This window comes from Streptomyces sp. NPDC028305, from assembly GCF_055569495.1.
Genome location: NZ_JBVHTN010000001.1, coordinates 1,323,955 through 1,349,249, shown reverse-complemented (window position 1 = coordinate 1,349,249; position 25,295 = coordinate 1,323,955). Strand labels below are relative to the sequence as shown.

Here is a 25,295-nt window from a genome sequence, read left to right as displayed (position 1 = left end):
GGGAACGCCATGGGACGACGCCGGATCCGCCTCCGCCTCCTGTGCTCCCTGCTGCTCGCCGTGGCGGCGAGTACGGGCACCGCCGGCGCCGCGCAACCGGGCGCCACCGAGGCGGGCGCCACCGAGGCGGGCGCCACGGCCGCCGGGGTGCGACCGGTGCCGCTGGACCGGGTGGTGCCCGCCCCCGCCTCCGTACGGCCCGCGGAGACCCCGTACACGCTCGGCCCGCGCACCCGGATCCTGGTGGCCCCCGGCTCCCGCGCGGCGCGCCAGGTGGGCGACTATCTGGCGGGCGTGCTGCGCCCCTCCACCGGGTACCGGCTGCCGGTCACCGCGCACGGGGGCGGTGACGGCATCCGGCTGCGGCTCGTCGGCGAGGCGGCCGGCGGGCGCGGCCTCGGGGCGGAGGGCTATCGGCTGGAGGTGACCCGGCGCGGGATCACCATCAGCGCCCGCGAGCCCGCGGGCCTGTTCCACGGCGTCCAGACCCTGCGCCAGCTGCTGCCGGCCGCCGTCGAGCGGAAGACCTCGCAGCCCGGCCCCTGGACCGTCTCCGGCGGCACCGTCACCGATGTGCCGCGCTACGCCTACCGGGGCGCGATGCTCGATGTGTCCCGGCACTTCTTCACCGTCCGCCAGGTCAAGACCTATATCGACCAGCTCGCCCTCTACAAGATCAACACCCTGCATCTGCATCTGTCGGACGACCAGGGGTGGCGGATCGCCATCGACTCCTGGCCCAGGCTCGCGACCTACGGCGGCTCCACCCAGGTCGGCGGCGGGCCCGGCGGCTTCTACACCAAGGCCGACTACCGGGAGATCGTGCGGTACGCGGCGAGCCGCCATCTGACCGTCGTCCCCGAGATCGACATGCCGGGTCACACCAACGCCGCGCTCGCCTCCTACGCCGAGCTGAACTGCGACGGCGTCGCACCCCCGCTCTACACCGGCACCGAGGTCGGCTTCAGCTCGCTGTGCGCGCCCAAGGAGGTGACGTACGACTTCGCGGACGACGTCATCCGGGAGCTCGCCGCGCTCACCCCCGGCCGCTATCTCCATATCGGCGGGGACGAGGCGCACTCCACCAGCCACGAGGACTTCGTCGCCTTCATGGACCGGGTCCAGCCCATCGTCGCCAAGTACGGCAAGACGGTGATCGGCTGGCATCAGCTGACCGGCGCCCGGCCCGCGAAGGGGGCCATCGCCCAGTACTGGGGGCAGGACGGCAGCGAGAAGGAGGTCGCGGACGCGGCCAGGGCGGGCACCCGGCTGATCCTCTCGCCCGCCAACCGCGCCTACCTGGACATGAAGTACGACGAGGACACGCCGCTGGGGCAGGACTGGGCCGGGCTGGTGGACGCCCGGCAGTCCTACGACTGGGACCCGGGCACCTATATCCAGGGCGCGCCGGCGTCCTCGGTCCTCGGGGTCGAGGCGCCGCTGTGGACGGAGACCCTCTCGACGAGCGCGCACCTCGAGTACATGGCCTTCCCCCGGCTCCCGGGCATCGCCGAGCTCGGCTGGTCCCCGTCCGCCACGCACGACTGGGCCGGGTACCGGGTACGGCTGGCCGCGCAGGGGCCGCGCTGGGACGCGCTCGGCATCGACTACTACCGCTCGCCCCAGGTGCCGTGGCCCACGCGCTGAGCGGCGCGGGCCACGGCCGTACGGGCCATGGCCGAGTGGGTCAGCCCGCGAGGCCCAGATCGCGGGCGATCAGCATCCGCTGGACCTCGCTGGTGCCCTCGCCGATCTCCAGGATCTTGGAGTCCCGCCACATCCGGGCCACCGGATACTCGTTCATAAAGCCGTACCCGCCGTGCACCTGGGTGGCCTCCCGCGCATTGGTCACCGCGACCTCGGAGGAGTAGAGCTTGGCGATCGACGCCTCCTTCTTGAACGGCTCCCCGCGCACCAGCCGCGAGGCCGCGTCCCGCCAGGCCACCCGGGCCATATGCGCCCGCATCTCCATGTCCGCGATCTTGAACTGGATGGCCTGGTTGGCGCCGATGGGGCGGCCGAACGCCTCGCGGGTCTTCGCGTAGGCCACCGACTCGTCCACACAGCCCTGGGCCAGGCCGGTGGCCATCGCGGAGATCGCGATCCGGCCCTCGTCGAGGATCCGCAGGAACTGGGCGTAGCCGCGGCCCTGCTCGCCGAGCAGATGGTCCGCCGGGACCCGGCAGTCGGAGAAGGACAGTTCGCGGGTGTCCGACGCGTTCCACCCGACCTTGGAGTAGGGCGCGGCGACGGTCAGGCCGGGGGTGCCCGAGGGGACGATGATCGTGGAGATCCGGGGGCTGCCGTCGGGCTTGCGGCCGGTGACCGCGGTGACCGTGATCAGCGCGGTGATGTCCGTGCCGGAGTTGGTGATGAAGCACTTGGTGCCGTTGATCACCCACTCGTTCGTGGCCTCGTCCAACCGGGCGGTGGTGCGCGTGGCGCCCGCGTCGGAGCCGCCACCGGGCTCCGTCAGGCCGAACGCGCCCAAGGACTCGCCCGAGCACAGGCCCGGCAGCCACTGGCGCTTCTGCTCCTCCGTGCCGTAGCGGAAGATCGGCATCGCGCCCAGCGAGACGCCCGCCTCCAGGGTGACCGCCACGGAGGAGTCCACCCGGGCCAGCTCCTCGATGGCCAGACAGAGCGCGAAGTAGTCGCCGCCCATGCCGCCGTACTCCTCGGGGAAGGGCAGCCCGAACAGGCCCATCCGGCCCATGTCGCGGACGATCTCGTACGGGAACTCATGCTGCTCCCAGAACTCCCCGATCTTCGGGGCGACCACGTCGTGCGCGAACGCCTCGACGGTGCGGCGCAGTTCCTCGTGCTCGGGAGAGAGGCGGTGGTCGGTCGACATGGCTCAGATCTCCTTCGGGGAGAGCGCGCGGACGGTACGGGACGGGCTCGGCCGGCCCAGATGCCGGGCCATCCAGGCGCTGGTAGCGGCGAGCCGGCGCAGATCGACCCCGGTCTCGATGCCGAGGCCGTCGAGCATCCACACCAGGTCTTCGGTGGCGAGATTGCCGGTCGCGCTCTTCGCGTACGGGCAGCCGCCGAGGCCGCCGGCGGAGGCGTCGACGCAAGTGACGCCGTACTGAAGCGCCGCGAGGGTGTTGGCCAGCGCCTGGCCGTAGGTGTCGTGGAAATGGACCGCGAGCCTGGTCGCCGGGATGCTTGCCTCGCTCAGGGCGGACAGCAGCTCCAGCACATGGCCGGGGGTGGCCACGCCGATGGTGTCGCCCAGGCTCAGCTCCTCGCACCCCATGTCCAGCAGGCGGCGGGCGACCGAGACCGTCTGCGAGACGGGGACCGCGCCCTCCCACGGGTCGCCGAAACACATCGACAGATAGCCGCGCACCCCGGCGCCCGCGGCGCGGGCCTCGGCGACCACGGGCTCGAACATCTCCAGCACCTCGCTCACCGAGCGGTTGAGGTTGGCGCGGGCGAAGGACTCGGTGACGCTGGCGAAGACGGCGACGTCGCGCGCGCCGAGCGCCAACGCGCGCTCCAGGCCGCGCTTGTTCGGCACCAGCACGGGCAGCCGGGCCTCGGTGCCCTCCAGCAGCGGCATCAGCTCCTCGGCGTCGGCCAGCTGGGGCACCCACTTGGGGTGGACGAAGCTCGTCGCCTCGACGGTGGTCAGCCCCGCCTCGACGAGCCGCCGGATGAACTCCGCCTTCACCGCCACGGGGACCAGCGTCTTCTCGTTCTGAAGCCCGTCCCGGGGGCCCACTTCATGGATGCGCACCCGGGCGGGCAGCCCGGGGGCCGGGAAGGTCATGGGGAGGCTGTCGGGGAGGGCCATCACTCACGCTCCTCGGTGTCGTGCGGGGTGACGACGGCCAGCGGCTGGTCCATGGCGACCGTGGAGCCGGGGGTCACATCGAGCTCGGTGACGGTGCCGTCGTGCGGGGCGGAGATGACGTGCTCCATCTTCATGGCCTCGACCACCACCAGCCCCTGCCCGGCGGTGACCCGGTCGCCGACGGCCGCCTTGACCACCGTGACCGTGCCGGGCATGGGCGCGGTGAGCTCCCCGGCGTGGGCGCCGGCCGCCCCGCCGCGCAGCGCCGCCTCCACCGGGTCGTGGTCGGCGACCTGCCAGGCGTCGCCGTCCCGGCCCAGCCAGTGGCCGGCGCCCCGCGCGGCGTACGCGAAGGTGTGGGTGACGCCGCCCCAGTCCAGCACGGCCCTGTCCACGGCGCCTGCCTCGGACAGGGTGAGCCGCGCGCGGACCGTCGCGTCGGCGGTGGGCGTCTCGGGCGTCTCGGGGGCGTCCGGGCCCGCCACCCATACCTCCGCGTCATGGGCCCGGCCGCGCACTCGGACGGTCACCGGGGGGTGTCCGGGCACCCGCAGCGCATGGACGGTCCAGGCCGGCTCGCCGCCCAGCCGCCAGCCGGTCGGGACGGAGAACGGGTCGACCCAGCCCGAACCGGCCATGGCGGCAGGCCCGCCCGGCTCCAGCGCCGCCTGGCGCAGCAGGGCCGCCGCCGCGTACACCTCGTCCGGGATGGTGGCGGGGACCAGGCCGGGGGCCTCGCGGTCGACGAGGCCGGTGTCCAGGTCGCCGGAGGCCACGGCCGGGTGGGCGGCGAGGCGGCGCAGAAAGCCGGTGTTGGTGTCCAGGCCCAGGGTGGTGGTGCGGGCCAGCGCCGCGCGCAGCCGGCGCAGGGCGGTGGGGCGGTCGGGGCCGTGGGCGACGACCTTGGCGAGCATCGGGTCGTACACCGTGCCGACCTCGGTGCCGACGGCCAGCCCGGAGTCGACCCGCAGGCCCTCCCCGTCCGGCTCGGACAGCGCCAGCACGGTGCCCGCCGAGGGCAGGAAGTCGACGGTGCCCGACGCGGTGATACGGGCGGTCTCCGCGCAGATGCGGGCCTCGACGGCGTGGCCGGTGAAGGTGATGTCGTCCTGGGCGAGCGGCAGATGCTCGCCGGCCGCGATCCGCAGCTGCCACTCCACCAGGTCGAGCCCCGTGATGAGCTCGGTCACCGGGTGCTCGACCTGGAGGCGGGTGTTCATCTCCATGAAGCAGTACGCCGCCGGGTCGTCGCCCGGGACGATGAACTCCACCGTGCCCGCGCCCACATAGCCGCAGGAGCGCGCCGCCTGGACCGCGGCCTCGCCCATGACCGCCCGGGTGGCGGCGTCCAGAAGGGGGCTCGGCGCCTCCTCGATGATCTTCTGATGGCGGCGCTGCAACGAGCACTCGCGCTCACCGAGGTGGATGACGTGGCCATGGCCGTCGGCCAGCACCTGGATCTCGATGTGCCGCGGGCGGTCGATCCAGCGCTCGACCAGCAGCGTGTCATCGCCGAACGCGCCGCGGGCCTCGCGCCGCGCGGCCGCGATCTCATCCGCGAGCCGCGCCTCCTCCCGCACCAGCCGCATGCCCTTGCCGCCGCCGCCCGCCGAGGGCTTGAGCAGCACCGGCATGCCGATCTCGCGGGCGGCGTCCGCGAGCTGGGTGTCGGTCAGGGCGCTGCCCGTGGAGCCGGGCACCACGGGCACGCCCGCCGCCCGCACGCTCTCCTTGGCGCGGATCTTGTCGCCCATCAGCTCGATCGCGGCCGCGGGCGGGCCGATGAAGGCGAGCCCGGCGCCGGTGCAGGCGCGTGCGAAGGCCGCGTTCTCCGCGAGGAAGCCATAGCCGGGGTGCAGGGCCTGGGCGCCGGCCCGGTCGGCCGCGTCCAGCAGCCGCTTGGCCGACAGATAGCTCTCGGCGGGGCTCGCCGGGCCCAGCCTGACCGCCGTGTCCGCCTCGCGCACATGCAGCGCGTCGGCGTCGGCGTCGCTGAACACGGCGACCGAGCGCACACCGAGCCGCCGCAGCGTACGGATCACCCGGACGGCGATCTCCCCGCGGTTGGCCACCAGGACTGTCTCGAACATCGGGCTCACACTCTTCAGCTCCACGGTCCCTCACATCCGGAAGACGCCGAAGCCGGGCGTCACGGGATCCTGGCCGGGCTTGCCGGGAAGCGGCGCGTTCGCACAGGCGGTGAGGGCGAGGCCCAGCACCGTGCGGGTCTCCAGGGGGTCGATCACGCCGTCGTCCCACAGCCGCGCCGTCGCGTAGTAGGCGTTTCCCTGGGTCTCGTACTGCTCGCGGATCGGCGCCCGGAACGCCTCCTCCTCGTCCGCCGGCCACTCCTCGCCGCGCGCCTCCAGCTGGTCGCGCTTGACGGTGGCCAGCACGGAGGCCGCCTGCTCGCCGCCCATCACCGAGATCTTCGCGTTCGGCCACATCCACAGGAAGCGCGGCGAATAGGCGCGCCCGCACATCGAGTAGTTGCCCGCGCCGTACGAGCCGCCGACGACGACCGTGAGCTTGGGCACGCGGGTGCAGGCCACGGCGGTGACCATCTTGGCGCCGTGCTTGGCGATGCCGCCCGCCTCATAGCTGCGGCCGACCATGAAGCCCGAGATGTTCTGAAGGAACACCAGCGGGATGCCGCGCTGGTCGCACAACTCGATGAAATGGGCGCCCTTCTGGGCCGATTCGGAGAACAGGATGCCGTTGTTGGCGACGATGCCCACCGGATGGCCCATGATGTGCGCGAAGCCCGTCACCAGGGTCGTGCCGAACTCGGCCTTGAACTCGGCGAACCGCGAGCCGTCCACCACCCGCGCGATCACCTCGCGCACGTCGTACGGCGTGCGCGAGTCGACCGGCACCGCCCCGTAGAGCCCCGCCGGGTCGACCGCGGGCTCCTCGGAGGGTGTCACCTGCCACGGCAGCTCCCCGCGCGCGGGCAGGGGCGCGGGGAGCGTCGAGACGATCGTGCGGACGATGCGCAGGGCGTGGGCGTCGCTCTCCGCGAGGTGGTCGGTGACGCCGGAGACCTTGGAGTGGACCTCGCCGCCGCCCAGCTCCTCGGCCGTGACGACCTCGCCCGTCGCCGCCTTCACCAGCGGCGGCCCGCCCAGGAAGATGGTGCCCTGCCCGCGCACGATGACCGCCTCGTCGCTCATCGCCGGGACATACGCCCCGCCCGCTGTGCAGGACCCGAGCACCGCCGCGATCTGCGGGATGCCGGCGCCCGACATCCGCGCCTGGTTGTAGAAGATCCGGCCGAAGTGGTCCCGGTCGGGGAAGACCTCGTCCTGCATGGGCAGGAAGGCTCCTCCGGAGTCGACCAGATACACGCACGGCAGGCGATTCTCCAGCGCGACCTCCTGGGCGCGCAGATGCTTCTTGACCGTCATCGGGTAGTAGGTGCCGCCCTTGACCGTGGCGTCATTGGCGATCACGACCACCTCGCGGCCCGCCACTCGCCCGATCCCCGCGATCACGCCCGCCGCCGGGGCCTGGCCGCCGTACATCCCGTCGGCCGCGAGCGGGGCCAGCTCCAGGAACGGCGAGCCCGCGTCCAGCACGGTGTCGACCCGGTCGCGGGGGAGCAGCTTGCCGCGCGCGGTGTGCCGCGCCCGCGCCTTTTCGCCGCCGCCCAGCCGCGCCGCGGCCAGCTTCTCGCGCAGCCGCGCGGCCAGCTCGCGGTGCGCGGCCTCATTGGCCGCCCAGGCGTCGGACGCCGGATCGGCGGCGCTGCCCAGCACCGGTGCCTGCTCCATGACTACGGGCTCCCTTGCTCGTGGTCCGGTTAATGAGCGTTAACCCATCCCTGCCAGGTTAACGACCACTAACGCCGCTGTCTAGAATCTCTTCCATGAGCACGCAAGCCCCTGCCCCCACCCGCCGCGAGCAGATCCTGAAGGAGGCGGCGCGCCTGTTCGCCGAGCGCGGCTTCCACGGCGTCGGCGTCGACGAGATAGGCGCGGCGGTCGGCATCAGCGGACCGGGCCTCTACCGCCACTTCGCGGGCAAGGAGGCCATGCTGGCCGAGCTGCTGGTCGGCATCAGCGGCCGGCTCCTGGCGGGCGGCAAGCAGCGCGCCGCCGAGGCCTCGGAGCGGGAGCGGGACCCGGCCGCGGTACTGGACTCGCTGGTCCGGAGCCATATCGACTTCGCCCTCGACGACCGCCCGCTGATCATCCTCCACGACCGCGAGCTGGACCGGCTCCGGGACACCGACCGCAAGCTGGTGCGCTCGCTCCAGCGGCAGTACGTCGAGCTGTGGGTCCAGGTGGTGCGCGAGGTCCATCCGCGGCTCGCCGAGCCCGAGGCGCGGGTGTGCGTCCACGCCGTGTTCGGCCTGCTCAACTCCACCCCGCACCTCAGTCGCCCCGGCACCCTCCCGGGCCGCGCGGCCGCCGCCGAGCTGCTGCACCGCCTGGCGCTCGGCGCCTTCAGCGCCGCGGCGGACGGGGGCGCTCCGGACGCCGGGGGCGAAGCCGGATCCGAAGCCCGGTCCGAAGCCGGGTCCGGGGCCTGAGCCGCGGGCCCGCCGGGCGGGGGCGGACAGGCCTGGACAGGCGGCCGACCGGCCGGTAGCTTTCGCTGAGCAAGCGCTTAGCCAGCTGACCGAGGAGGCCGCCGCAGATGCGCCGCACGGTGTTCAACGAGGACCACGAGGCGTTCCGGGAGACCATCCGCGACTTCATCGCCGCCGAGGTCGTGCCGTACTACGAGGAGTGGCGGGAGGCCGGCCAGGCCCCGCGCGCGTTCTACAAGAAACTCGGCGAGCTGGGCATCTTCGGCATCGAGGTGCCCGAGGAGTACGGCGGCGCGGGCGAGACCAGCTTCAAGTTCAACGCGATCATCACCGAGGAGACCGCCCGGGCCGGGGTCAGCTTCGGCGGCAGCGGCGTGCACACCGCGCTGTGCCTGCCGTACCTCCTCAAGTACGCCACCGAGGAGCAGAAGCGGCGCTGGCTGCCCCCGTTCGTCTCCGGCGACCTGATGACCGCCATCGCCATGACCGAGCCGGGCACCGGCTCCGACCTGGCGGGCATGAAGACCACCGCCAAGCTGTCCGAGGACGGCACGCACTACGTCCTCAACGGCGCCAAGACCTTCATCACCGGCGGCGTGCTCGCCGACCGCGTCCTGGTCTGCGCCCGCACCGCCCCCGCCACCCCCGAGGACCGCCGCGGCGGCATATCCATCCTCGTCGTCGACACCAGGAGCGAGGGCTACGCGGTCGGCCGCAAGCTGGAGAAGCTGGGCCTGAAGACCTCCGACACCGCCGAGCTGTCCTTCACCGACGTCAGGGTGCCGGCCCGGGACCTGCTGGGCGAGGAGGGCCGGGCGTTCGAGTACCTCGCCCACAACCTCCCGCAGGAGCGCCTGGGCATCGCCGTCAGCGCCTACGCGCAGGCCGCGGCGGCCGTCGAGTTCGCCAAGGCGTATGTGGCGGACCGTACGATCTTCGGCAAGACGGTGGCGTCCTTCCAGAACACCAAGTTCGCGCTCGCCGACTGCAAGTCCGAGGTGGACGCGATGCAGGCGGTCGTCGACCGGGCCCTGGAGGCGCACGACGCCGGCGAGCTCACCGCCGCCGACGCCGCCTCCGCGAAGCTCTTCACCACCGAGCGCGCGGCCGTCGTGATCGACAAGTGCCTCCAGCTGCACGGCGGTTACGGCTACATGATGGAGTACCCCATCGCCCGGCTGTACGCGGACACCCGCGTCACCCGCATCTACGGCGGCACCAGCGAGGTCATGCGGTCCATCGTCGCGAAGTCGATGGGCCTTTGAGCCCCGCAAGACCTGTAAGACCCGAGCCATCTTGGTCTGCAAAACTCCTTAAACCATGAACGAAGCACCACAAGGAGCACCGCGGGGCGCATCGCCCAGCGCGCTCCAGAACCTGCTGGATCTGCTCGACCTCGAGCGGATCGACGAGGACATCTTCCGCGGCACCAGCGGCGCGGCACCCCTGGTGCCGCGCGTCTTCGGCGGCCAGGTCGCCGCCCAGGCCCTGATCGCGGCCGGCCGTACCGTCCCGGCCGACCGCCCGGCGCACTCGCTGCACTCCTACTTCCTGCGCCCCGGCGACCCGAACGTGCCCATCGTCTACACCGTCGACCGCATCCGCGACGGCTTCTCCTTCACCACCCGCCGGGTGGTCGCGGTCCAGCACGGCCGGCCGATCTTCCACCTCTCGGCGTCCTTCCAGCGCCACGAGGAGGGGCTCGAGCACCAGGAGCCGATGCCCGAGGTGCCCGACCCGCTCACCCTCCCGGCGGGCGAGGAACTGCTGCCCCGGTACGCGCACCTCTTCAGCGGCCCGAGCGTGATCGAGCGGATGCTGGAGGCGCGGGGCGCGATCGACCTGCGGTACGTGGACGCGCCGCCGTACGCGAGCGTGGGGCAGCCGCGCGAGCCGAAGTCGCAGGTTTGGTTCCGGACGAACGGCAAACTGGACGGTGTCGCCGACGACCCCCTGATGCACATCTGCCTGGTCACCTACGTCTCCGACATGACGCTGCTGGACTCGGTGCTGCTCGCCCACGGCCGCGGCGGCTGGGTGGTCGGCGACATCGTCGGCGCCAGCCTGGACCACGCCATGTGGTTCCACCGCCCGTTCCGCGCGGACGAGTGGCTCCTGTACGACCAGGAGAGCCCCTCCGCGTCCGGTGGGAGGGGCCTGGCCAAGGGTCGTATCTTCACCGCCGACGGTCAGCTGGCGGTCTCGGTGATCCAGGAAGGCGTCATGCGCGTCCCGCGCCCCCGTTGACGACGGGCCCTGGGGTCCGGTTCGGGCCCGCTCGGGTCAGAACCGGGCCGTGAGCCCCGCCGCGTCCAGCAGATAGGCGACCATCGGGTCGTAGAACCGCGGGTTGGTGACATGGTCGTCCAGCGGCACCACCACCTGGAGCGTGCCCTCCGCCTCGCCGAGGAACAGCGCCGGGTCGTTGCAGTCCGCGTACCCCACCGCGTCGATGCCCCGCTGCCCCGCGCACCCCGCCCAGCCGTGGTCGGCGACCACCAGATCGGGCAGTGGCCGCCCCTCCCGCTCCAGCCCGTCCAGGATCGCGGCCATCGGGGCGGGGGAGTGGGTGTGCCACAGCGTCGCGCCGCGCTCCAGCATCGCCACGTCGCAGAACTGGAAGACGTACCCCTCGTCCGCCTCCAGGCCGCCCGGGATCTCCACGATCTCGCACCCCGCGGCCCGCAGCGCCGCCGCCGTGGAGCGGTGCACCTCCAGCAGCCCGCCCGGGTGCCCGGTGGCGAACAGCACCCGCTCCTTCGCCTCGGCCGCCTTGCGCAGCACCGAGGCCATCCGGTCCAGCGCCCCGACCGTGAGCTCGGGGTCGATGGTGTCCTGCCCCATCCGGTGCTGCGGGTCGTCGACCACGCCGCAGCGCTCCGCCATGACCGCCAGCACGTCCTGTTCATCGGCCCAGCGGTCGCCCAGCTCCAGACCCAGCCAGTAGTGGCGGTCGCCGTTCGCGAGCTTGCGGTAGTGGGAGAGGTTGTTGTCTCTGGGCGTGGCGACGTCGCCGGCGATGCGAGTACGGACCAGGTGGTCGATCAGTTCGGCCCGGCCGGGCACGGAGCTGGGTATCGGCATGGGGCCTATTGTCGCCCCTGACGCGAGGAAATGGGGGCGACTACCGAGGTGCGGGCCCTGACAGGATCATGATGCCGACCTCGGCCGGGACGCCCCCGCCCGGCGGCCGCGCCGCCGGCCACGGCCCCGGCGCTGCCCGCCGGCGCCCGGGGCCGCCTGATCCGGGGCCGGTGCGCTGATGGTGACGGGGACACCCGAGGGGGCCTGCGCGCCGGTGATCCGGGCCAGCTCCGCGTCCTCGGAGTGGACCCGGGTGATGTGCGGGGAGATGCCCGCGTCCGTCATCAGGCCGTTCATCGCACGGCGCTGGTCGGGCAGGACCAGCGTGACAACGGTGCCCGAGCCGCCCGCGCGGGCGGTGCGGCCGCCGCGGTGCAGATAGTCCTTGTGGTCGGCCGGCGGGTCGACGTTGACGACGAGATCGAGGTCGTCGACGTGGATGCCCCGGGCGGCGACATTCGTGGCCACCAGCACGCTGACATGGCCGGTCTTGAAGTAGTCCAGCGTCCGGGTGCGCTGCGGCTGGGACTTGCCGCCGTGCAGCGCCGCCGCCCGCACCCCGCTGGCCAGCAGATGCTTGGTCAGCCGGTCCACCGCGCGCTTGGTGTCCAGGAACATGATGACGCGGCCGTCGCGGGCGGCCACCCGGGTGACGACGGTGCGCTTGTCGGTGTCCGCGATGTGCAGCACATGGTGCTCCATCGTGGTGACGGCGCCCGCGGAGGCGTCGACCGAGTGCACGGCCGGATCGTCGAGGAAGCGGCGCACCAGCTGGCCGACGTTGTGGTCGAGGGTCGCCGAGAACAGCATGCGCTGACCGTCGGCCGGGACCTGCCGCAACAGCCGGGTCACCTGGGGGAGGAAGCCCATGTCGGCCATCTGGTCGGCCTCGTCCAGAACCGTGACGCGCACCTGGTCCAGGTGGCAGTCGCCGCGTTCGATCAGATCGTGAAGCCGTCCCGGGGTGGCTATGACCACCTCGGCGCCGTCGCGCAGCGCGCCCGCCTGGCGGCCGATCGACATCCCGCCGACCACGGTGGCCGCGCGCAGCCGCAGCGGCCTGGCGTACGGGGTGAGCGCGTCGGTGACCTGCTGGGCCAGCTCCCGGGTGGGCACCAGGACCAGGGCCAGCGGGTGGCGGGGTTCGGCGCGCTGCCCGGCGGTACGGGCCAGCAGGGCCAGGCCGAAGGCCAGGGTCTTGCCGGAGCCGGTCCGTCCACGGCCCAGGACATCGCGCCCGGCGAGCGCGTTGGGGAGCGCGGCCGCCTGGATCGGGAAGGGCACGGTCACGCCCTGGCGCGCCAGCTCGGCGGCGATCCCGTCCGGCAGGTCCAGCTCGGTGAAGGAGTCGACGGCGGGCAGCAGCGGGGTGGTGCTCGGCGGCAGGGCGAACTCGTTCCCGTCGGCCGGTATGGGGGCGGGCGCGGGGGATGTGCGACGGTTGCGGGGGCGCGCGGAGGCGCTGCGGGACGAGGCGCTGCGCGAGGAAGCGCTGCGGGACGAGGCACTGCGGGGCGAGGCGCTGCGGGACGAGCGGGCGGGGCGGTTCATGCGGAGCCTTCCTCGTACGGCGCGTTTCGAGGGGGACTCCTCAGCGGGGATGATCCCGGGGACGAAAGAATGCAGAACGTGCCGGAGAGCGAAATGGGTGACGGGCAGGCGCGAGCCGGGGCCCGCACCCTTTCGGGCGCGGGCCCCGGCTCACTCACTGTGTACTACGTCAGGCGGGCACGATGTTCTCGGCCTGCGGGCCCTTCTGGCCCTGCGTGACGTCGAACGAGACCTTCTGGCCCTCGTGGAGCTCGCGGAAGCCCTGGGTGGCGATGTTCGAGTAGTGGGCGAAGACGTCGGCGCCGCCGCCGTCCTGCTCGATGAAGCCGAAGCCCTTTTCCGCGTTGAACCACTTCACGGTGCCAGTCGCCATGTCATTCTCCTTTGACAGGTGCAGAACCGAAATCCGAACCTTACGGATTCCGCGTCGCCGCAATGACCCCATCCGGAATGACCGGAAAAACAAAATGCGCCTGATCGCTACATACTCGTCAGGCGCACATAACGTTCATGGGTACCAAAACTGCAACTGCTAACACGCTAGCACGTGTGGTACCCGGGCGGGGGAGCCACGCCGTGTGATTCTGCGCGTCCGCATCGGGCCGCGGGCCGGCAGCGCGTCGCCAAAACGGGGCGGGACATGGACGTGGCGTCCAAAACGGCGGCCGTGATCATCGGGAACGTACATGTGCCGGGATGCCCGGCCTGCCTACCCTCTGAGCCATGACCACAGCAGACCGCCGCCCCCTCGGCCCCGTCGACTCCTCCCGCGTCCCCCGCTACGCGGGCCCCGCCACCTTCGCCCGGCTCCCGCGCGTCGACGAGGTCGGCGGCGCGGCGGACGTCGCCGTGGTCGGCGTGCCCTTCGACAGCGGCGTCTCGTACCGCCCCGGCGCCCGCTTCGGCGGCAACGCCATCCGCGAGGCGTCCCGGCTGCTGCGCCCCTACAACCCGGCCCAGGACGCGTCCCCCTTCGCCCTCGCCCAGGTCGCGGACGCCGGTGACATCGCCGCGAACCCCTTCAACATCAACGAGGCCGTCGAGACCGTCCAGGCCGCCGCCGACGACCTGCTCGCCACCGGCGCCCGCCTGATGACCCTCGGCGGCGACCACACCATCGCCCTGCCCCTGCTGCGCGCCGTCGCCCGCAAGCACGGCCCGGTCGCCCTCCTCCACTTCGACGCCCACCTGGACACCTGGGACACCTACTTCGGCGCCGAATACACCCACGGCACGCCCTTCCGCCGGGCCGTCGAGGAGGGCATCCTCGACACCTCCGCCCTCTCGCACGTCGGGACGCGCGGCCCCCTCTACGGAAAGCGGGACCTGGACGACGACGCCAAGATGGGCTTCGGGATCGTCACCTCCGCCGACGTCATGCGGCGCGGCGTGGACGAGGTCGCCCAGCAGCTGCGCGAGCGCATCGGCGACCGCCCCCTCTACATCTCCATCGACATCGACGTCCTCGACCCCGCCCACGCCCCCGGCACCGGCACCCCCGAGGCGGGCGGCCTCACCTCCCGCGAGCTCCTGGAGATCCTGCGCGGCCTGGCCTCCTGCCACCTGGTCTCCGCCGACGTCGTCGAGGTCGCCCCGGCCTATGACCACGCCGAGATCACCTCCGTCGCCGCCTCCCACACGGCGTACGAGCTCACCACGATCATGGCCCGCCAGATCGCGGCGGGGCGCGCTTCCGGCGGCGCGTGACGCCTGGCGGGTGTGGTTCGGCGACGGCAGGTAGCAGGTAATAGCGTCGGGCCGCATGGCGATCGAGGACTTGAAACACGGCCGGTGTGCTTCTTGCGGCAGCCAGGAGATCCACCAAGCGGAGATCAGCGGGCAGCTCCGCATCTACAAGCCCGGTGGCATCACGTCGAAGCAGTCCAGGTTCGCGGCCTTTGTCTGTGCCGCGTGCGGCTTCGTCCAATGGCATCTGAAGCTCAACGATCAGGCGCGCCACTGGCTGCGGGCGAAGTTCCCCCGTGTCCCGCCGAGGTGACGGTCGTCGCCGCCGGTGTCGGCGGGCCCGGGGTGTCGGACAGCGAGAACCACACGCTCTTGCCGGTGCGCTGGATCCCGCCATGCCACACCGTCCCCCAGGCGTCCGCACACGCCTGCACCAGCAGCAGCCCACGCCCGTGCTCGGCGTCGGCCTCCGCCTCGGGGGTGCGGGGTTCGGGTGGCCAGGGGGCGCCGTTGGGGTCGTCGTCCCGTACGGACACGTGGAGTCGGTGGCCCCGGATCGTCGCTTCGAGCGAGAGCAGCGGCACCTTGGTGTGCAGGTGGACGTTTGCGACGACCTCGCTGACCAGGAGGCGCGCGGTCTCGACGAGGGCGGGGTGGCCGGTGGCCGCCAGCAGGCCCGCGACCATGTCGCGGGCCACTTCGGCGGTTTCGGGGATGTTGGGGGCGCGGAGTCGGTAGCGGTGGGCCGGTTCCGTTGCCTCGGTGAGGAGTTGGGGTGGCAGCTCTGCCATGGTGGTCCCTTCCGGCGCCGCGCGCGTGTCATATCGGTAGCGGTACGATCACAGACGGTATGGATAAACTCTGTGCCGGTACAAGGTTTTTCTCCGTGTCTCACTCATGTGGGTGGTGGAGAAGGAAGGACTGTGACGGCCAATGCCCCCAAGGGACACTCCGACGGTTCGACAGATGCGCCTCGGGTCCGAGCTGCGGAGAATGCGGGAGCGAGCGGGCCGGACCGCCCGGGAGACCGCGGCGCTGCTCGGCGTCGACCAGGCCAGAGTGAGCAACATCGAAGCGGGCCGGATCGGGATCAGCGGCGAGCGCATCCGCCGGCTCGCCACCTTCTATGCGTGCGCTGACGCCGCGTTGGTCGACGCGCTGTGCGCCATCGCCGAGGAGCGGCGGGGGCAGTTCTGGTGGGACGAGTATCGCGGAATCCTTGCACCGGGCTTTCTGGATGTCGCCGAGATGGAACACCATGCGGTGTACGTCAGGTCCATGCAGGCGATGGTGATCCCGGGTCTGCTTCAGATCGAGGACTACGCGCGGGCTCTCTTCCGGGGCGTTGTTTACGAGCTGCCGACCGAGGAGATCGACGCGAGGGTTGAGCACCGCATGAGGCGGCAGGCGATCCTGATGCGCGAGGAGCCGGTGCGACTGACGGCGACGATTCACGAGGCTGCGCTGCGTATGCGGTTCGGCGGCCGCAAGGTAGCTCGCGCGCAGCTTGAGCATCTGGTGGAGGTGTCCGGATGCGACGTCGTCACCGTGCGCGTTGTCCCTTTCACGAACGAACACTTCGTCGAGACCACCGACCAAATCGCCTACGCCGCTACGACGGTTCCCCGTCTGGACACGGTTCAGGTGGACAACATCGTCGGGGGACACTTCCTGGACACCGAGGCCGAGCTTCAGAGGTATCGAAAGCTGCTCGACAAGGCTGAGAGCATGGCGCTCAGTACGGAAGAATCGCGGCAACTCGTTCATCACATCGCGCGAGAACTGTGAGAGGCGTGGTCATGAGTACTTCGATCCGGTGGCGGAAGTCGTCCTTCTCGGGCGGCGACGGGCCGAACTGCGTCGAGTTCGCCCGGCGCGCCGACACCACCCTCATACGCGAGAGCGACGACCCCCACGTCGTCCTCGCCGCCACCCGCCCCGGCCTCGCCGCGTTCATAGCCGCCGTGAAGGCAGGGGACTTCGACCACCTGGCCGTGGCACGAGGAGGATCCGCGGGATGAGGACGAACCGGCTCGGGCGCAGCGCGGTCGAGGTTACGGAGCTGGGGTTCGGGGGCGGGCCGCTGGGTGGGCTCTTCGAGGCGCTGGACGACGAGACCGCGGCCGGGGCGCTGGCCGAGGGGTGGGACCTCGGCATCCGGTACTTCGACACCTCGCCCCACTACGGCATCGGCCACTCCGAGCGCCGGATGGGCGAGCTCCTCCGTGACAAGCCGCGCGACGAGTTCACGCTGTCGACGAAGGTCGGCAGGCTGCTCGTCCCGCAGGACCCGGCGGGCCGCATGGACGACGCGTTCCAGGTGCCCGCCACACACCGCCGCGTGTGGGACTTCTCCCGCGACGGTGTACGCCGCAGCGTCGAGGACTCCCTCACCCGTATGGGCGTCGACCGCATCGACATGCTCTTCCTCCACGACGCGGAGAAACACTTCGAGGACGCGCTGCGCACGGGCTACCCCGCGCTCGCCGAGCTGCGCGCCGAGGGCGTCGTAGGAGCCATCGGGGCGGGGATGTACCACACCGGCATGCTCACCAAGCTGGTCCAAGAGGCGGACGTGGACGCGGTGATGCTGTCCGGCTACTACACCCTCCTCCAGCACAACGCCCTCGACGACCTGCTGCCCGCATGTACCGAGCGCGGCGTCTCCGTACTCGCGGCGTCGATCTTCAACTCGGGTCTGCTCGCCACCCCGCGCCCGGCCGAAGGCGCGCACTTCGAGTACGCGCCCGCCTCGCAGGAGCTGGTCGGCCGGACGCATCGCATCGCGGATGTCTGCGAGGCACACGGCGTGACGTTGCCGCAGGTGGCGATGGCGTTTCCGCTGCGGCATCCGGTCGTCGCGGGCATCGTCGTGGGCATGCGCACCGTCGAGGAGGCGCGGAGCAACGTCGAGTCGTTCGGGGCCGAGATCCCGGACGGGGTGTGGGCCGATCTGCGGGGCGAGGGGCTGCTCGACGAGCGGGCGCCAACCACTGCATAGGGCCTGAATTCAACCGGCGTGCTCGAAGGCGGCGTTGATGACGGCCATGACGTAGGGCCGTTCGGAGGCGGTGCCCGTGGGGTTGAGGGAGTAGACCACACGGCGTGTCAGGTCGCGGGTGGCGAACACGCCGTTGGTCCACCCCGGGAGGGAGCCGGTCTTGCCCCACACGGTGACGCCGTTGTCGAGCGTGACCCGCATCAGGCCGCCGGCGCTGAAGCAGCTCGTTCCGTTGATGCAGTGCGTGTTGGTCGGCGCGCTGGCTACGTTGGGCACGGTGAACGCCAGCTTCTGCTGGGCGGGCGGGAGGAGCCGGCCGCGGAACAGGGCGGTCATGAACCGGTCCAGATCGGCGGCGGTGGAGATCATTCCGCCCTCGGCCCAGGCCCAGGGGCTCTGCTCGGTCACCTCGTCGGCACCGACGTAGACGCGAGCGTGCGGTGTGGCGATCGACAGGTCGTCCGATGCGGGGAGGCTGGTGTCGCGCAGCCCCAGCGGCAGGATGATGCGGCGGGTGAGTTCGTCGTTGAAGCTGCGGCCGGTCACCTTTTCGACCAGCAGGCCGAGGACGAATGTGTTGACGCCGTTGTACTGCTGGACACTGTCGGGCTCGGTCGGCTGCGTCCCCTGGCTCGCGGCGGCTGCGAACGCATTGCGCACCACGTCCCGCGGCGACACGCTCTTCTGCCACCAACCGGGACCGTCGGCAGGCCCGGGTATGCCGGCCGGGGCCGGCAGGCCGCTGGTGTGGTCCATGAGTTCGCGCACGGTGACCGCGCCGTATGCGGCCGGGATGAGGTCGGGCAGATAGCGCCGGACGGGCGCGTCGACGGCGATCCGGTGCCCGGCGGCCAGCTGGAGCACGACCGTGCTGGTGAAGATCTTCGTCACGCTGCCGATGCGGAAGTGAGCGTCCCGGGACACCTCCCCCGCGGTTCCGGCCCACGGCATCGCCGGGCCGTCCCCCGCCACCCTGACCAGCGCACCGGCGACAACCGGATCGGGGAGGCGGGCGAGCAGATCGCGCATCGGCGCGGGGTCGAACGAGTCGGCGACCGCCGCCTGTTGCGGCCCCGCGGCAGACGCCATCGCTGCGGGAACGCACGTACCCGCGGTGATCGCGGCGAGGGCGACGCCGGTCACGGCCAGGCGGCGGAGGGCGGACGGGCGGTGGTGCATCAGGCTGCTCCCAAGGGTGTTGCCACAGAACCGGGTAACGGTGAACCGCGGGCAACTCTGCCCGGCCCGACCGCAGGAGCCATCGGGGATCACCCTGAGCAGTCCCCCGGGACACACCCCTGAAAGTCCCCTCGGCCACAGGGGCCCGCCCGTAAGGGTTGCCTCCCGGTGCCTCGCAAGAGAACACCAGGAAGCTCCGGAATGACATGTTCGCCCCGGGCAGCCGAAGCGCGTTTTCCGGCACAACCCCCGCCCCCGGAGCCATGTCTACGCGGGTGTTCGAAAGTCACCGGCCGAAGACACCGGCCGATTCACCCCCGTTCCGCGAAGGATCACTTCTGCATGCGTAGCAAGCACGGAATCATCGCCGCCACCTCCACGCTCGCCCTCGCCCTCGGCGGAGCCTTATTCGCGGCACCCGCCGCCCAGGCGGCCACACCGGTGGCCTCCGTCGTCCACGAGGACGGCGAGCTCTGGTACAAGGGCGCCCCCGGACAGACGAACAAGCTCACGATCTCCGAAGAGATCGAACAGCGGGGCGAGTGGGAGTCGTACTACATCATCACCTTCCGCGACCGGGGTGCCATCACCATCGACCCGAGCGCGGCGACCGCCGACGAGTGCACGTACCCCTCGGCGGCCGACCACACCGTCGTCCGGTGCGCGACCATGGTCCCCCTGGGCTCCGACGACTCGGACAACTTCGACGTCAACCTCGGTGACGGCGACGACACCGCGACCGTCGACGCCGACAGCCCCGCCTACTCCTCGATCTACGGCGGTGCCGGCGACGACGTCATCAAGGGCTCCGCGCGGGATGTGCTCCACGGCGGCGACGGCGACGACCGCCTCGACGGCGGCGGCGGTGTCTGGAGCGTCGGCCCCTACGGCGATGCCGGCGACGACACCATCACCAACTGTGCGATGGACTGCTACGGCGGTCCCGGCAACGACTCCATGTCCGGAGGCACCAACGACACAGAGAACAACATGTACGGCGAGGACGGGAACGATGTGATCCACGGCCTGTCCGACGCCGACCACATCTACGGCGGCCGGGGCGACGACATCCTCTACGGCGAGCAGGGCAACGACACGATCTACGGCAACAGCGGAAACGACACGCTGTACGGCGGCCCGGGCACGGACACGCTCTCGGGCGGCCCGGGCACCAACAAGGTCTACCAGGACTGACCCGAGCGGGGTCGCCCTGATTCTGTGGTGGATATGGGACAGCGACACGCCGTCGCCACGGCGTGTCGTTGTCCTGAACTCACCGCAAACTCAGACGCCGAACCAGCGTTGGACAGCCGACCGCAGGCCGGCCAGCTCGGTTGCGTCGGGTCGGGGCGAGCCGCAGGCCCAGGCGACATAGCCGTCCGGGCGGATCAGCAGGCCGGTGAGGCCGACCGGGCCGCCCTGCGCGACAACGGGGGAGACGGCGTCCTGATCGCCCGCCAGTATGGCCGCCAGTGAATGGTCCTCGGTCAGGTCGACGAGCAACGGTCGGGCGTCTCGCGCTATTTCGGCGATCCGGACCTTCCCCGTGTCGGCGATCAGCTCCAGTTCCGGTGCGAAGTAGCCGACTGCGGGGTGGGGGTCGGCGATGCCCATGTCGTAGCGCACATCGGTGCCCGCGATCAGGTCGGCGAGGTGCTGGACGACCGGCTTGTGGCTGAGCAGTTCGGTGAAGAGTTCGCGCAGGCCTGTGGTGTCGCTGCCCGGGGCGTCGAGCGCGGACTGCGCCTGGGCGTTGAGCACCATGCGGCGGGCCGCCTGGCGGCGCTCGGTGTCGTAGGTGTCGAGCAGGCCCTGTGGGGCGGTGTCGCGCAGCGTCGCGGCGAGCTTCCAGCCGAGGTTGACGGCGTCCTGGAGGCCGAGGTTCAGCCCGGGGCCGCCGCCGGAGGCGTAGACGTGGGCGGCGTCGCCGATCAGAAGGACCCGGCGGTCCCGGAACCGGTCGGCGACCCGGGTGTTGCCGCCGGTCAGCCGCCGCAGCACATGCGGGCCCGCTCCGTCCGGCGGGCCGAGCGGCAGGTCCACGCCGAGGACCCGCCGGATACTGGCCTCCATTTCGGCCAGGGTCATCGGCTCGTCCGTGGCGGGCTGGTCCCACTCGGTGGTGCTGACCAGCGGCGGCAGTCCGGGGAACGGCGCGTAGGAGAAGCCGCCCTGTTCGGTGCGGTGCGGCAGGAAGGGCAGGACCGGCCCATGGCCGGGGATGGCGAGGGCGCCGTTGACCGGGTCGATCCAGTCGGCCGGGACGGTGGCGTGGGCGGTGCGGTTGGTGCGGCGGTCGTAGCTGACGCCGGGGAAGTCGATGCCGGTGAGCTTGCGGATCACGCTGTGCGCACCGTCCGCGCCGACCACGTAGTGGGCGTGGAGCCGCTGGTCGCCGTCGGGTCCGGTGACGTCGAGCGTGACGGCGTCCTCGTCCTGGGTGACGGCGCTGACCCGGTGTCCGCGTCGCAGGTCGACGCCGAGGGTACGGGCGTGCTCCTCCAGGACCTCGACGATGCGGTGTTGCGGGGCGGCGAGGCCGAACACCGGACTGTCGTCCAGCAGGCCGAGGTTGAGGCCCATGGCGGCGAACATGAAGTAGGCGGTGTTCGGCTGCGGGGGTTCCGGGCTGCCGCTGAGCCGCTCGTGCAGACCGCGGTGGTCCACCAGGCGCACTACCTGGCCCAGCAGGCCGTTGGCCTTGGGTTCGGTGCTGGGCTGAAGGAGCTGCTCCAGGACGATCGGGCGGATGCCGGCCAGGCTGAGTTCGCAGGCCAGCATCAGCCCGTTAGGACCGCCTCCCACAATGATCACGTCGGCTGTCACGTCGGCTGTCACGGTCGGATCTCCTTGGTGCGAACGGGGAAGGGCGGCACCGGAAGCGCGTCGGCCGCCGCTGTTGGCTACGGGACGGGCAGGCCGGCGGCGAGCTGCTCGAAGACCTGGGCCAGGATCGCGCCGAGCGGCGCGGGCTTCTCGGCGCGCAGGCTGTGCTCGACCGCCACCGCGCTGCCGGCCGCGACCACGGAGGCGACCAACTTCGGGTAGACGTCGCGTTCCGCGTCGGTGCCGGTGCGCCGCGCGACGGCCTTGGTCAGCTCCTCCTGGGCGGCCGCGTTGGCCTTGACGATCTCACCGGCCAGCGCGGGTTCGGCCAGCATCAGCCGCACCCCGGCACGCCAACGCTCGTTCTGCGGCGCGGAGTCCTGCTGCGCCGAGCCCTCCGGCGGTACGAACTGGTCCAGGACGGCGTGCAGCAGCGAGTCCCACAGCGGTTCGCCGGCCGGGCGGGCGAGCAGGTCGTCGGCCACCCGGAGCATCCGCTCCACGTGGCTGGCGGCGATCGCCTCGGCCTTGCCGGCGAAGTAGTTGCGGAAGGTGCGCACCGAGACGTCGGCCTCGGCGGCGATCTGTTCGACGGTCACGTTGGCCCAGCCGTGCAGGACGCACAGTCGGATCGCCGCCTGGCTCAGCGCGACCCGGGTCTGCCGCTTCTTGCGCTCGCGGAGTCCGGGCTGCCCGGTCGTGCGGTTCTCGTCTGCGGGTGCCATGCGAGCAGCGTAGGGCAAATATTGCCGATGAGGCAAGATTTCCAGAACGGCAAGTTTTTGGGCTGGCTGCGATGACCGGTGCTCATGGCTCTGTCACCGGACCCGCCGGGGCGGCCTCACGCCCCGCGGGTCCGCTGCGCGACCCAGCCCGCCATCGCCCGTACGCCGACGCCGATCGCGCGCTCGTCCGGGAGGAAGTCGGGGTAGTGCGGGTAGCAGGCGGTGATGGGCGCGCCGGGGGCGCGGACGCCGAGGAAGGTGTAGGTGCCCGGGACGCGGTCCAGGTAGAGGGCGAAGTCCTCGCCGTTGAACGGGAAGGCGGCGTGGAGTTCGGTGACCGGGTCCCCGCCGAGTTCGCGACGGAGGTGGCGAGCGAGGGCGCGGGCGTCCGGTTCGGGGCAGACCATGGCGGGGAACGGCTCGCCGGGGAAGCTCACCCCGGTCCCTGCGTACGACATGGCCAGCCGCCGGATGTCCGCGCGGACCTCCGCGTAACGCTCCTGCGGCCAGCAGCGGTAGGACACGCTCACCTTGGCCTCCTGCGCCCTGGCCCGGACGGCCACGAACCGGGCCAGCGGCCCGTCGGGCGTCTGGACGTCGGCGACCATGCGCTCCAGGTCGGCGGGGGTCTGCGGCGGCGCCACCGTGGCGAGCGCGCCGATCTCGGCGGCCAGGCGCCGCGCGGCGTCGGGCGCGTCCGGCCCCGAGAGGGTCACCTCCGCGCGGTCCTGGCCCGGCAGCCCGTAGCCCGGGGTCACGGCGAACCGCCCGACCGGGAACGGCCCGCAGTGCAGCGCGTGGATCTCCTCGACGCGGGTGTGCTCGAGCACGCCCGCGTCGATCATCGCGCGAGCCCCGGCCAGGGCCTCCTCGGCGGGCTGGAAGAGGAACACCACCGTCCCGCTGAGCTGACGCCGCAGCCGGGCCAGGACCTTCGCCACGCCGAGGGCCACCGTGGTGTGGATGTCGTGGCCGCAGAGGTGGGCCGCCGCCGGGCCGCCCCCGACGATGTCCCCGGGCGGCACCGCGTCCATGTCCGCCCGGTACGCGACGGTGCGGCCCGGCAGCGAGCCGTGCAGGACGCCGACGACGCCGTGGCCGCCCACCCCGGTGGTGACGGCCAGCCCGGCGGCCCGCAGCTCCCGGGCCACCACGCCCGCGGTCCGCTGCTCCTGCCCCGGCGCTTCGGGGTGTTGGTGGATGTCGCGCCGCAGCTCGATCAGCCCGGGCTCCAGGCGCGCCACTTGGGCGTCCACCGCCCCCTGCGCCACCGGCCGCCCCCGCCCGCCGGCGGCGGCCGTCCCCGCGGTTCCCCAGCCGATTCCCGCGGCGGTGGCCGTCGCGCCGGTGAGCAGTGAGCGGCGCGTGAGGGCGTGCTTCATGGGCTCTTTCACCGTTTCCTGATCCTTCATGTGGTCTTCCGGAACGTTCGACACACCATCGCCGCTCGCGGGTGCCACCGCCCATCCGGCTGACCACCACGTGGGGGTGGGGGTAGCCCCAGCACGGCCATCACGAGGCGCCGCGGCCCGCCCGGTTCGGTGCCGCCAGCAGTGCCAGGGCCAGGACCGCCAGGCCGCACCAGGACACCACCGGCAGCCGCTCGCCCACGACCGTGACGCCCAGCAGCGCCGCCACCGCGGCTTCGGCCAGGCTGAGGGTGGTGGCCACCGCCGCCGGGGTGTGGCGCAGGCCGTGGCCGAAGAGGCGATAGGCGAGGAAGGCGGGGAACACTCCGAGGTGGAGGGCCACCGCGGCACCTCGGACGGTGGCGAGCCAGGCCGTGCCGGCGGCGAGCAGGACGGGCAGCACCAGCAGCCCCGCCGCGCCGAACATCGCACCCATGACCACACCGGACGGGTGCCCCCGCCGGATGAGCCGCCCGCCGATGAGCGAGTACGCGGCGTAACAACAGCCCCGAGAGCGTGGCGAGCGCGATCCCCGCGGCGTCCCACAACCAGCGGCCAGGGCCGAGCCGACAGGGCCGCTCGGCCCTCGCCCCGTCCGCGCGCTCGGTGTGACAATCCGGCGATGGGACGGACCTCTCGGCAGGCCCCGCCGCCCCCGCTGCGCGCGGGCACCCTCTGGGCCCGGGTGGCTTTCGACGGGAAGGCGGTGAGCGTCACATGGCGGCTCCACCCCGTCCCCGGCCTGCGGACCCGGCGCTATCCGCTGGCCCAGGTGCTGGCCGCGGACTACGCCTGGCTCGGCGGGGAGGGTGAGCGGCGCCGCTTCGACCTGGCCCTGCGCGGACGGAAGCCGGTCCGCGTCGGCGTCCACCCGGGGCTGAGCGGGCGTGGCAGGCGGAAGGAGAGCCGCTGGCAGGAGCTGGTCGCCACCGTGAAGGCGGCGGTGGGGCAGCGGATGCGGTGCGTTCTGTACGGGACGGTGGGGCGCCCGCCGTGGAGCGAGGAGGTGTGGCGGCGGGTCGAGGCGCTGGTGCCGGAGCTGACGTGTTTCGCGTACAGCCGTTATCGCTGGGACTGGGACCGGGTCGAGGAGGTGGGCCACCGCCGGGCGATCGAAGAGGGCGTGCTGGCGGACCTGTCCCGGGCGGGCTCCGACGTGCCGCCCCCGCCCTATCCGCCTCCCCGCGAGGAGTGGCACGAACGTCCGCATAGGGGCGGCGGCGCGCTTGCCGGTTTCATCGGAGACCCCTGGGACGATCCGCGCGAGCGCGAGCCCGAACTGCGCCGGGCCGAGGCCTGGCACGATCTCATCGACGCGCTCGGGCAGGGGCGGGAGGTCACGCTCTCGGCGCGGTGGGCGGCCGAGGAGGCCCCGGCGCTTCTGGCCTGGGGGCACTACTACCTTCGGCGCACGCTCGACCGCCCGAAGCCGCGTATCGTCCACACTCGTGTTCCGCGGCCGAAACGCTGACGTGATGTGTTGTATCGTCCCGTTCGC

Annotated in this window: 23 protein-coding genes; 10 read left to right on the top strand and 13 right to left on the bottom strand. The window is 72.1% G+C overall.

Features of this window, described 5'->3' with window-relative positions; genetic code table 11:
- Positions 1-9 precede the first annotated feature (9 nt).
- Positions 10-1,647 (top strand): beta-N-acetylhexosaminidase, encoded by a 1,638-nt coding sequence (locus ACZ4WQ_RS06170; RefSeq protein WP_398369191.1) that lies wholly within the window; start codon positions 10-12, stop codon positions 1,645-1,647.
- A gap of 40 nt (positions 1,648-1,687) precedes the next feature.
- Here the strand turns inward: ACZ4WQ_RS06170 and ACZ4WQ_RS06165 are convergent, their stop codons facing one another.
- The 4 genes from ACZ4WQ_RS06165 to ACZ4WQ_RS06150 are packed head-to-tail and all read right to left on the bottom strand — an operon-like array spanning position 1,688 to position 7,575.
- Positions 1,688-2,854: an acyl-CoA dehydrogenase family protein gene (locus tag ACZ4WQ_RS06165; RefSeq protein WP_385340691.1), complete on the bottom strand. Its 1,167-nt coding sequence runs from the start codon at positions 2,852-2,854 to the stop codon at positions 1,688-1,690.
- Positions 2,855-2,857: 3 nt separating this feature from the next.
- Positions 2,858-3,802 (bottom strand): hydroxymethylglutaryl-CoA lyase, encoded by a 945-nt coding sequence (locus ACZ4WQ_RS06160; RefSeq protein WP_468022077.1) that lies wholly within the window; start codon positions 3,800-3,802, stop codon positions 2,858-2,860.
- Positions 3,802-5,892 carry an acetyl/propionyl/methylcrotonyl-CoA carboxylase subunit alpha gene (locus ACZ4WQ_RS06155; protein ID WP_398369194.1) on the bottom strand — a complete coding sequence of 697 codons (2,091 nt, stop codon included), beginning with the start codon at positions 5,890-5,892 and terminating at the stop codon, positions 3,802-3,804. The genes ACZ4WQ_RS06160 and ACZ4WQ_RS06155 overlap by 1 nt, the downstream gene beginning before the upstream one ends.
- Before the next feature lie 30 nt (positions 5,893-5,922).
- A complete protein-coding gene (locus tag ACZ4WQ_RS06150; RefSeq protein WP_311729696.1) occupies positions 5,923-7,575 on the bottom strand; it encodes a carboxyl transferase domain-containing protein in 1,653 nt (550 codons plus the stop codon).
- A 95-nt stretch (positions 7,576-7,670) separates the two neighbouring features.
- Between ACZ4WQ_RS06150 and ACZ4WQ_RS06145 the strand changes: the two genes are divergently transcribed.
- From ACZ4WQ_RS06145 to ACZ4WQ_RS06135, 3 genes are all read left to right on the top strand, one after another.
- Complete coding sequence (locus tag ACZ4WQ_RS06145; RefSeq protein WP_398369196.1) at positions 7,671-8,336, top strand: SACE_7040 family transcriptional regulator; 666 nt, start codon at positions 7,671-7,673, stop codon at positions 8,334-8,336.
- A gap of 107 nt (positions 8,337-8,443) precedes the next feature.
- Positions 8,444-9,601: an acyl-CoA dehydrogenase family protein gene (locus tag ACZ4WQ_RS06140; RefSeq protein WP_398369198.1), complete on the top strand. Its 1,158-nt coding sequence runs from the start codon at positions 8,444-8,446 to the stop codon at positions 9,599-9,601.
- Between the two features lie 55 nt (positions 9,602-9,656).
- On the top strand, positions 9,657-10,583 hold the full coding sequence (locus tag ACZ4WQ_RS06135; RefSeq protein WP_311729693.1) for an acyl-CoA thioesterase: 927 nt from the start codon (positions 9,657-9,659) through the stop codon (positions 10,581-10,583).
- Positions 10,584-10,619: 36 nt separating this feature from the next.
- Here ACZ4WQ_RS06135 and ACZ4WQ_RS06130 read toward each other — a convergent pair whose 3' ends face one another.
- The 3 genes from ACZ4WQ_RS06130 to ACZ4WQ_RS06120 form a co-directional block, all read right to left on the bottom strand.
- Positions 10,620-11,420 carry a phosphatase gene (locus ACZ4WQ_RS06130; RefSeq protein ID WP_311729692.1) on the bottom strand — a complete coding sequence of 267 codons (801 nt, stop codon included), beginning with the start codon at positions 11,418-11,420 and terminating at the stop codon, positions 10,620-10,622.
- 66 nt (positions 11,421-11,486) lie between these two features.
- On the bottom strand, positions 11,487-12,971 hold the full coding sequence (locus ACZ4WQ_RS06125) for a DEAD/DEAH box helicase (RefSeq protein ID WP_398369201.1): 1,485 nt from the start codon (positions 12,969-12,971) through the stop codon (positions 11,487-11,489).
- A gap of 169 nt (positions 12,972-13,140) precedes the next feature.
- Positions 13,141-13,344 carry a cold-shock protein gene (locus ACZ4WQ_RS06120; protein ID WP_311729690.1) on the bottom strand — a complete coding sequence of 68 codons (204 nt, stop codon included), beginning with the start codon at positions 13,342-13,344 and terminating at the stop codon, positions 13,141-13,143.
- A 350-nt stretch (positions 13,345-13,694) separates the two neighbouring features.
- Here ACZ4WQ_RS06120 and speB point away from each other — a divergent pair, with 350 nt between their 5' ends.
- Complete coding sequence (gene speB / locus ACZ4WQ_RS06115; RefSeq protein ID WP_311729689.1) at positions 13,695-14,678, top strand: agmatinase; 984 nt, start codon at positions 13,695-13,697, stop codon at positions 14,676-14,678.
- A gap of 233 nt (positions 14,679-14,911) precedes the next feature.
- On the opposite strand, the gene ACZ4WQ_RS06110 is transcribed toward speB, so the two are convergent.
- Positions 14,912-15,448: an ATP-binding protein gene (locus tag ACZ4WQ_RS06110; protein WP_398369204.1), complete on the bottom strand. Its 537-nt coding sequence runs from the start codon at positions 15,446-15,448 to the stop codon at positions 14,912-14,914.
- A gap of 142 nt (positions 15,449-15,590) precedes the next feature.
- On the opposite strand from ACZ4WQ_RS06110, the gene ACZ4WQ_RS06105 reads away from it, so the two are divergent.
- The 3 genes from ACZ4WQ_RS06105 to ACZ4WQ_RS06095 are packed head-to-tail and all read left to right on the top strand — an operon-like array spanning position 15,591 to position 17,658.
- Positions 15,591-16,445: a helix-turn-helix domain-containing protein gene (locus ACZ4WQ_RS06105; RefSeq protein ID WP_361182824.1), complete on the top strand. Its 855-nt coding sequence runs from the start codon at positions 15,591-15,593 to the stop codon at positions 16,443-16,445.
- An 11-nt stretch (positions 16,446-16,456) separates the two neighbouring features.
- On the top strand, positions 16,457-16,678 hold the full coding sequence (locus ACZ4WQ_RS06100; protein WP_361182822.1) for a DUF397 domain-containing protein: 222 nt from the start codon (positions 16,457-16,459) through the stop codon (positions 16,676-16,678).
- Positions 16,675-17,658 carry an aldo/keto reductase gene (locus ACZ4WQ_RS06095; protein ID WP_311729684.1) on the top strand — a complete coding sequence of 328 codons (984 nt, stop codon included), beginning with the start codon at positions 16,675-16,677 and terminating at the stop codon, positions 17,656-17,658. The genes ACZ4WQ_RS06100 and ACZ4WQ_RS06095 overlap by 4 nt, the downstream gene beginning before the upstream one ends.
- 9 nt (positions 17,659-17,667) lie before the next feature.
- Here the strand turns inward: ACZ4WQ_RS06095 and ACZ4WQ_RS06090 are convergent, their stop codons facing one another.
- Positions 17,668-18,837, bottom strand: a complete 1,170-nt coding sequence (locus tag ACZ4WQ_RS06090; protein ID WP_398369207.1) for a serine hydrolase domain-containing protein — start codon at positions 18,835-18,837, stop codon at positions 17,668-17,670.
- A gap of 342 nt (positions 18,838-19,179) precedes the next feature.
- Between ACZ4WQ_RS06090 and ACZ4WQ_RS06085 the strand changes: the two genes are divergently transcribed.
- Positions 19,180-20,031, top strand: a complete 852-nt coding sequence (locus ACZ4WQ_RS06085) for a calcium-binding protein (protein ID WP_385340706.1) — start codon at positions 19,180-19,182, stop codon at positions 20,029-20,031.
- Between the two features lie 90 nt (positions 20,032-20,121).
- On the opposite strand, the gene ACZ4WQ_RS06080 is transcribed toward ACZ4WQ_RS06085, so the two are convergent.
- The 4 genes from ACZ4WQ_RS06080 to ACZ4WQ_RS06065 all read right to left on the bottom strand — a co-directional run bounded on the left by ACZ4WQ_RS06080 (position 20,122) and on the right by ACZ4WQ_RS06065 (position 24,239).
- Positions 20,122-21,675: an FAD-dependent monooxygenase gene (locus ACZ4WQ_RS06080; RefSeq protein ID WP_468022076.1), complete on the bottom strand. Its 1,554-nt coding sequence runs from the start codon at positions 21,673-21,675 to the stop codon at positions 20,122-20,124.
- A gap of 65 nt (positions 21,676-21,740) precedes the next feature.
- Complete coding sequence (locus tag ACZ4WQ_RS06075) at positions 21,741-22,388, bottom strand: acyl-CoA-like ligand-binding transcription factor (RefSeq protein WP_358846941.1); 648 nt, start codon at positions 22,386-22,388, stop codon at positions 21,741-21,743.
- Positions 22,389-22,504: 116 nt separating this feature from the next.
- Positions 22,505-23,770, bottom strand: coding sequence for a M20 family metallopeptidase (locus ACZ4WQ_RS06070; protein WP_398370486.1), 1,266 nt, complete (start codon positions 23,768-23,770; stop codon positions 22,505-22,507).
- Between the two features lie 130 nt (positions 23,771-23,900).
- Entirely contained in the window at positions 23,901-24,239 is a 339-nt protein-coding gene (locus ACZ4WQ_RS06065; RefSeq protein ID WP_468022075.1) for an EamA family transporter, read from the bottom strand.
- Between the two features lie 180 nt (positions 24,240-24,419).
- On the opposite strand from ACZ4WQ_RS06065, the gene ACZ4WQ_RS06060 reads away from it, so the two are divergent.
- Positions 24,420-25,268: a hypothetical protein gene (locus ACZ4WQ_RS06060; protein WP_398370558.1), complete on the top strand. Its 849-nt coding sequence runs from the start codon at positions 24,420-24,422 to the stop codon at positions 25,266-25,268.
- Positions 25,269-25,295: the final 27 nt, after the last annotated feature.

What these genes read in the sequence shown, in the direction of transcription:
- ACZ4WQ_RS06120 (WP_311729690.1), bottom strand. Translation starts at nt 13,344, where the DNA reads ATGGCGACTGGCACCGTGAAGTGGTTCAACGCGGAAAAGGGCTTCGGC.
- ACZ4WQ_RS06090 (WP_398369207.1), bottom strand. Translation starts at nt 18,837, where the DNA reads ATGCACCACCGCCCGTCCGCCCTCCGCCGCCTGGCCGTGACCGGCGTC.
- ACZ4WQ_RS06170 (WP_398369191.1), top strand. Translation starts at nt 10, where the DNA reads ATGGGACGACGCCGGATCCGCCTCCGCCTCCTGTGCTCCCTGCTGCTC.
- ACZ4WQ_RS06105 (WP_361182824.1), top strand. Translation starts at nt 15,591, where the DNA reads ATGCCCCCAAGGGACACTCCGACGGTTCGACAGATGCGCCTCGGGTCC.
- ACZ4WQ_RS06155 (WP_398369194.1), bottom strand. Translation starts at nt 5,892, where the DNA reads ATGTTCGAGACAGTCCTGGTGGCCAACCGCGGGGAGATCGCCGTCCGG.
- ACZ4WQ_RS06070 (WP_398370486.1), bottom strand. Translation starts at nt 23,770, where the DNA reads ATGAAGCACGCCCTCACGCGCCGCTCACTGCTCACCGGCGCGACGGCC.
- ACZ4WQ_RS06140 (WP_398369198.1), top strand. Translation starts at nt 8,444, where the DNA reads ATGCGCCGCACGGTGTTCAACGAGGACCACGAGGCGTTCCGGGAGACC.
- ACZ4WQ_RS06075 (WP_358846941.1), bottom strand. Translation starts at nt 22,388, where the DNA reads ATGGCACCCGCAGACGAGAACCGCACGACCGGGCAGCCCGGACTCCGC.
- speB (WP_311729689.1), top strand. Translation starts at nt 13,695, where the DNA reads ATGACCACAGCAGACCGCCGCCCCCTCGGCCCCGTCGACTCCTCCCGC.
- ACZ4WQ_RS06145 (WP_398369196.1), top strand. Translation starts at nt 7,671, where the DNA reads ATGAGCACGCAAGCCCCTGCCCCCACCCGCCGCGAGCAGATCCTGAAG.
- ACZ4WQ_RS06165 (WP_385340691.1), bottom strand. Translation starts at nt 2,854, where the DNA reads ATGTCGACCGACCACCGCCTCTCTCCCGAGCACGAGGAACTGCGCCGC.
- ACZ4WQ_RS06060 (WP_398370558.1), top strand. Translation starts at nt 24,420, where the DNA reads ATGGGACGGACCTCTCGGCAGGCCCCGCCGCCCCCGCTGCGCGCGGGC.
- ACZ4WQ_RS06095 (WP_311729684.1), top strand. Translation starts at nt 16,675, where the DNA reads ATGAGGACGAACCGGCTCGGGCGCAGCGCGGTCGAGGTTACGGAGCTG.
- ACZ4WQ_RS06125 (WP_398369201.1), bottom strand. Translation starts at nt 12,971, where the DNA reads ATGAACCGCCCCGCCCGCTCGTCCCGCAGCGCCTCGCCCCGCAGTGCC.
- ACZ4WQ_RS06135 (WP_311729693.1), top strand. Translation starts at nt 9,657, where the DNA reads ATGAACGAAGCACCACAAGGAGCACCGCGGGGCGCATCGCCCAGCGCG.
- ACZ4WQ_RS06085 (WP_385340706.1), top strand. Translation starts at nt 19,180, where the DNA reads ATGCGTAGCAAGCACGGAATCATCGCCGCCACCTCCACGCTCGCCCTC.
- ACZ4WQ_RS06160 (WP_468022077.1), bottom strand. Translation starts at nt 3,802, where the DNA reads ATGGCCCTCCCCGACAGCCTCCCCATGACCTTCCCGGCCCCCGGGCTG.
- ACZ4WQ_RS06150 (WP_311729696.1), bottom strand. Translation starts at nt 7,575, where the DNA reads ATGGAGCAGGCACCGGTGCTGGGCAGCGCCGCCGATCCGGCGTCCGAC.
- ACZ4WQ_RS06130 (WP_311729692.1), bottom strand. Translation starts at nt 11,420, where the DNA reads ATGCCGATACCCAGCTCCGTGCCCGGCCGGGCCGAACTGATCGACCAC.
- ACZ4WQ_RS06100 (WP_361182822.1), top strand. Translation starts at nt 16,457, where the DNA reads ATGAGTACTTCGATCCGGTGGCGGAAGTCGTCCTTCTCGGGCGGCGAC.
- ACZ4WQ_RS06110 (WP_398369204.1), bottom strand. Translation starts at nt 15,448, where the DNA reads ATGGCAGAGCTGCCACCCCAACTCCTCACCGAGGCAACGGAACCGGCC.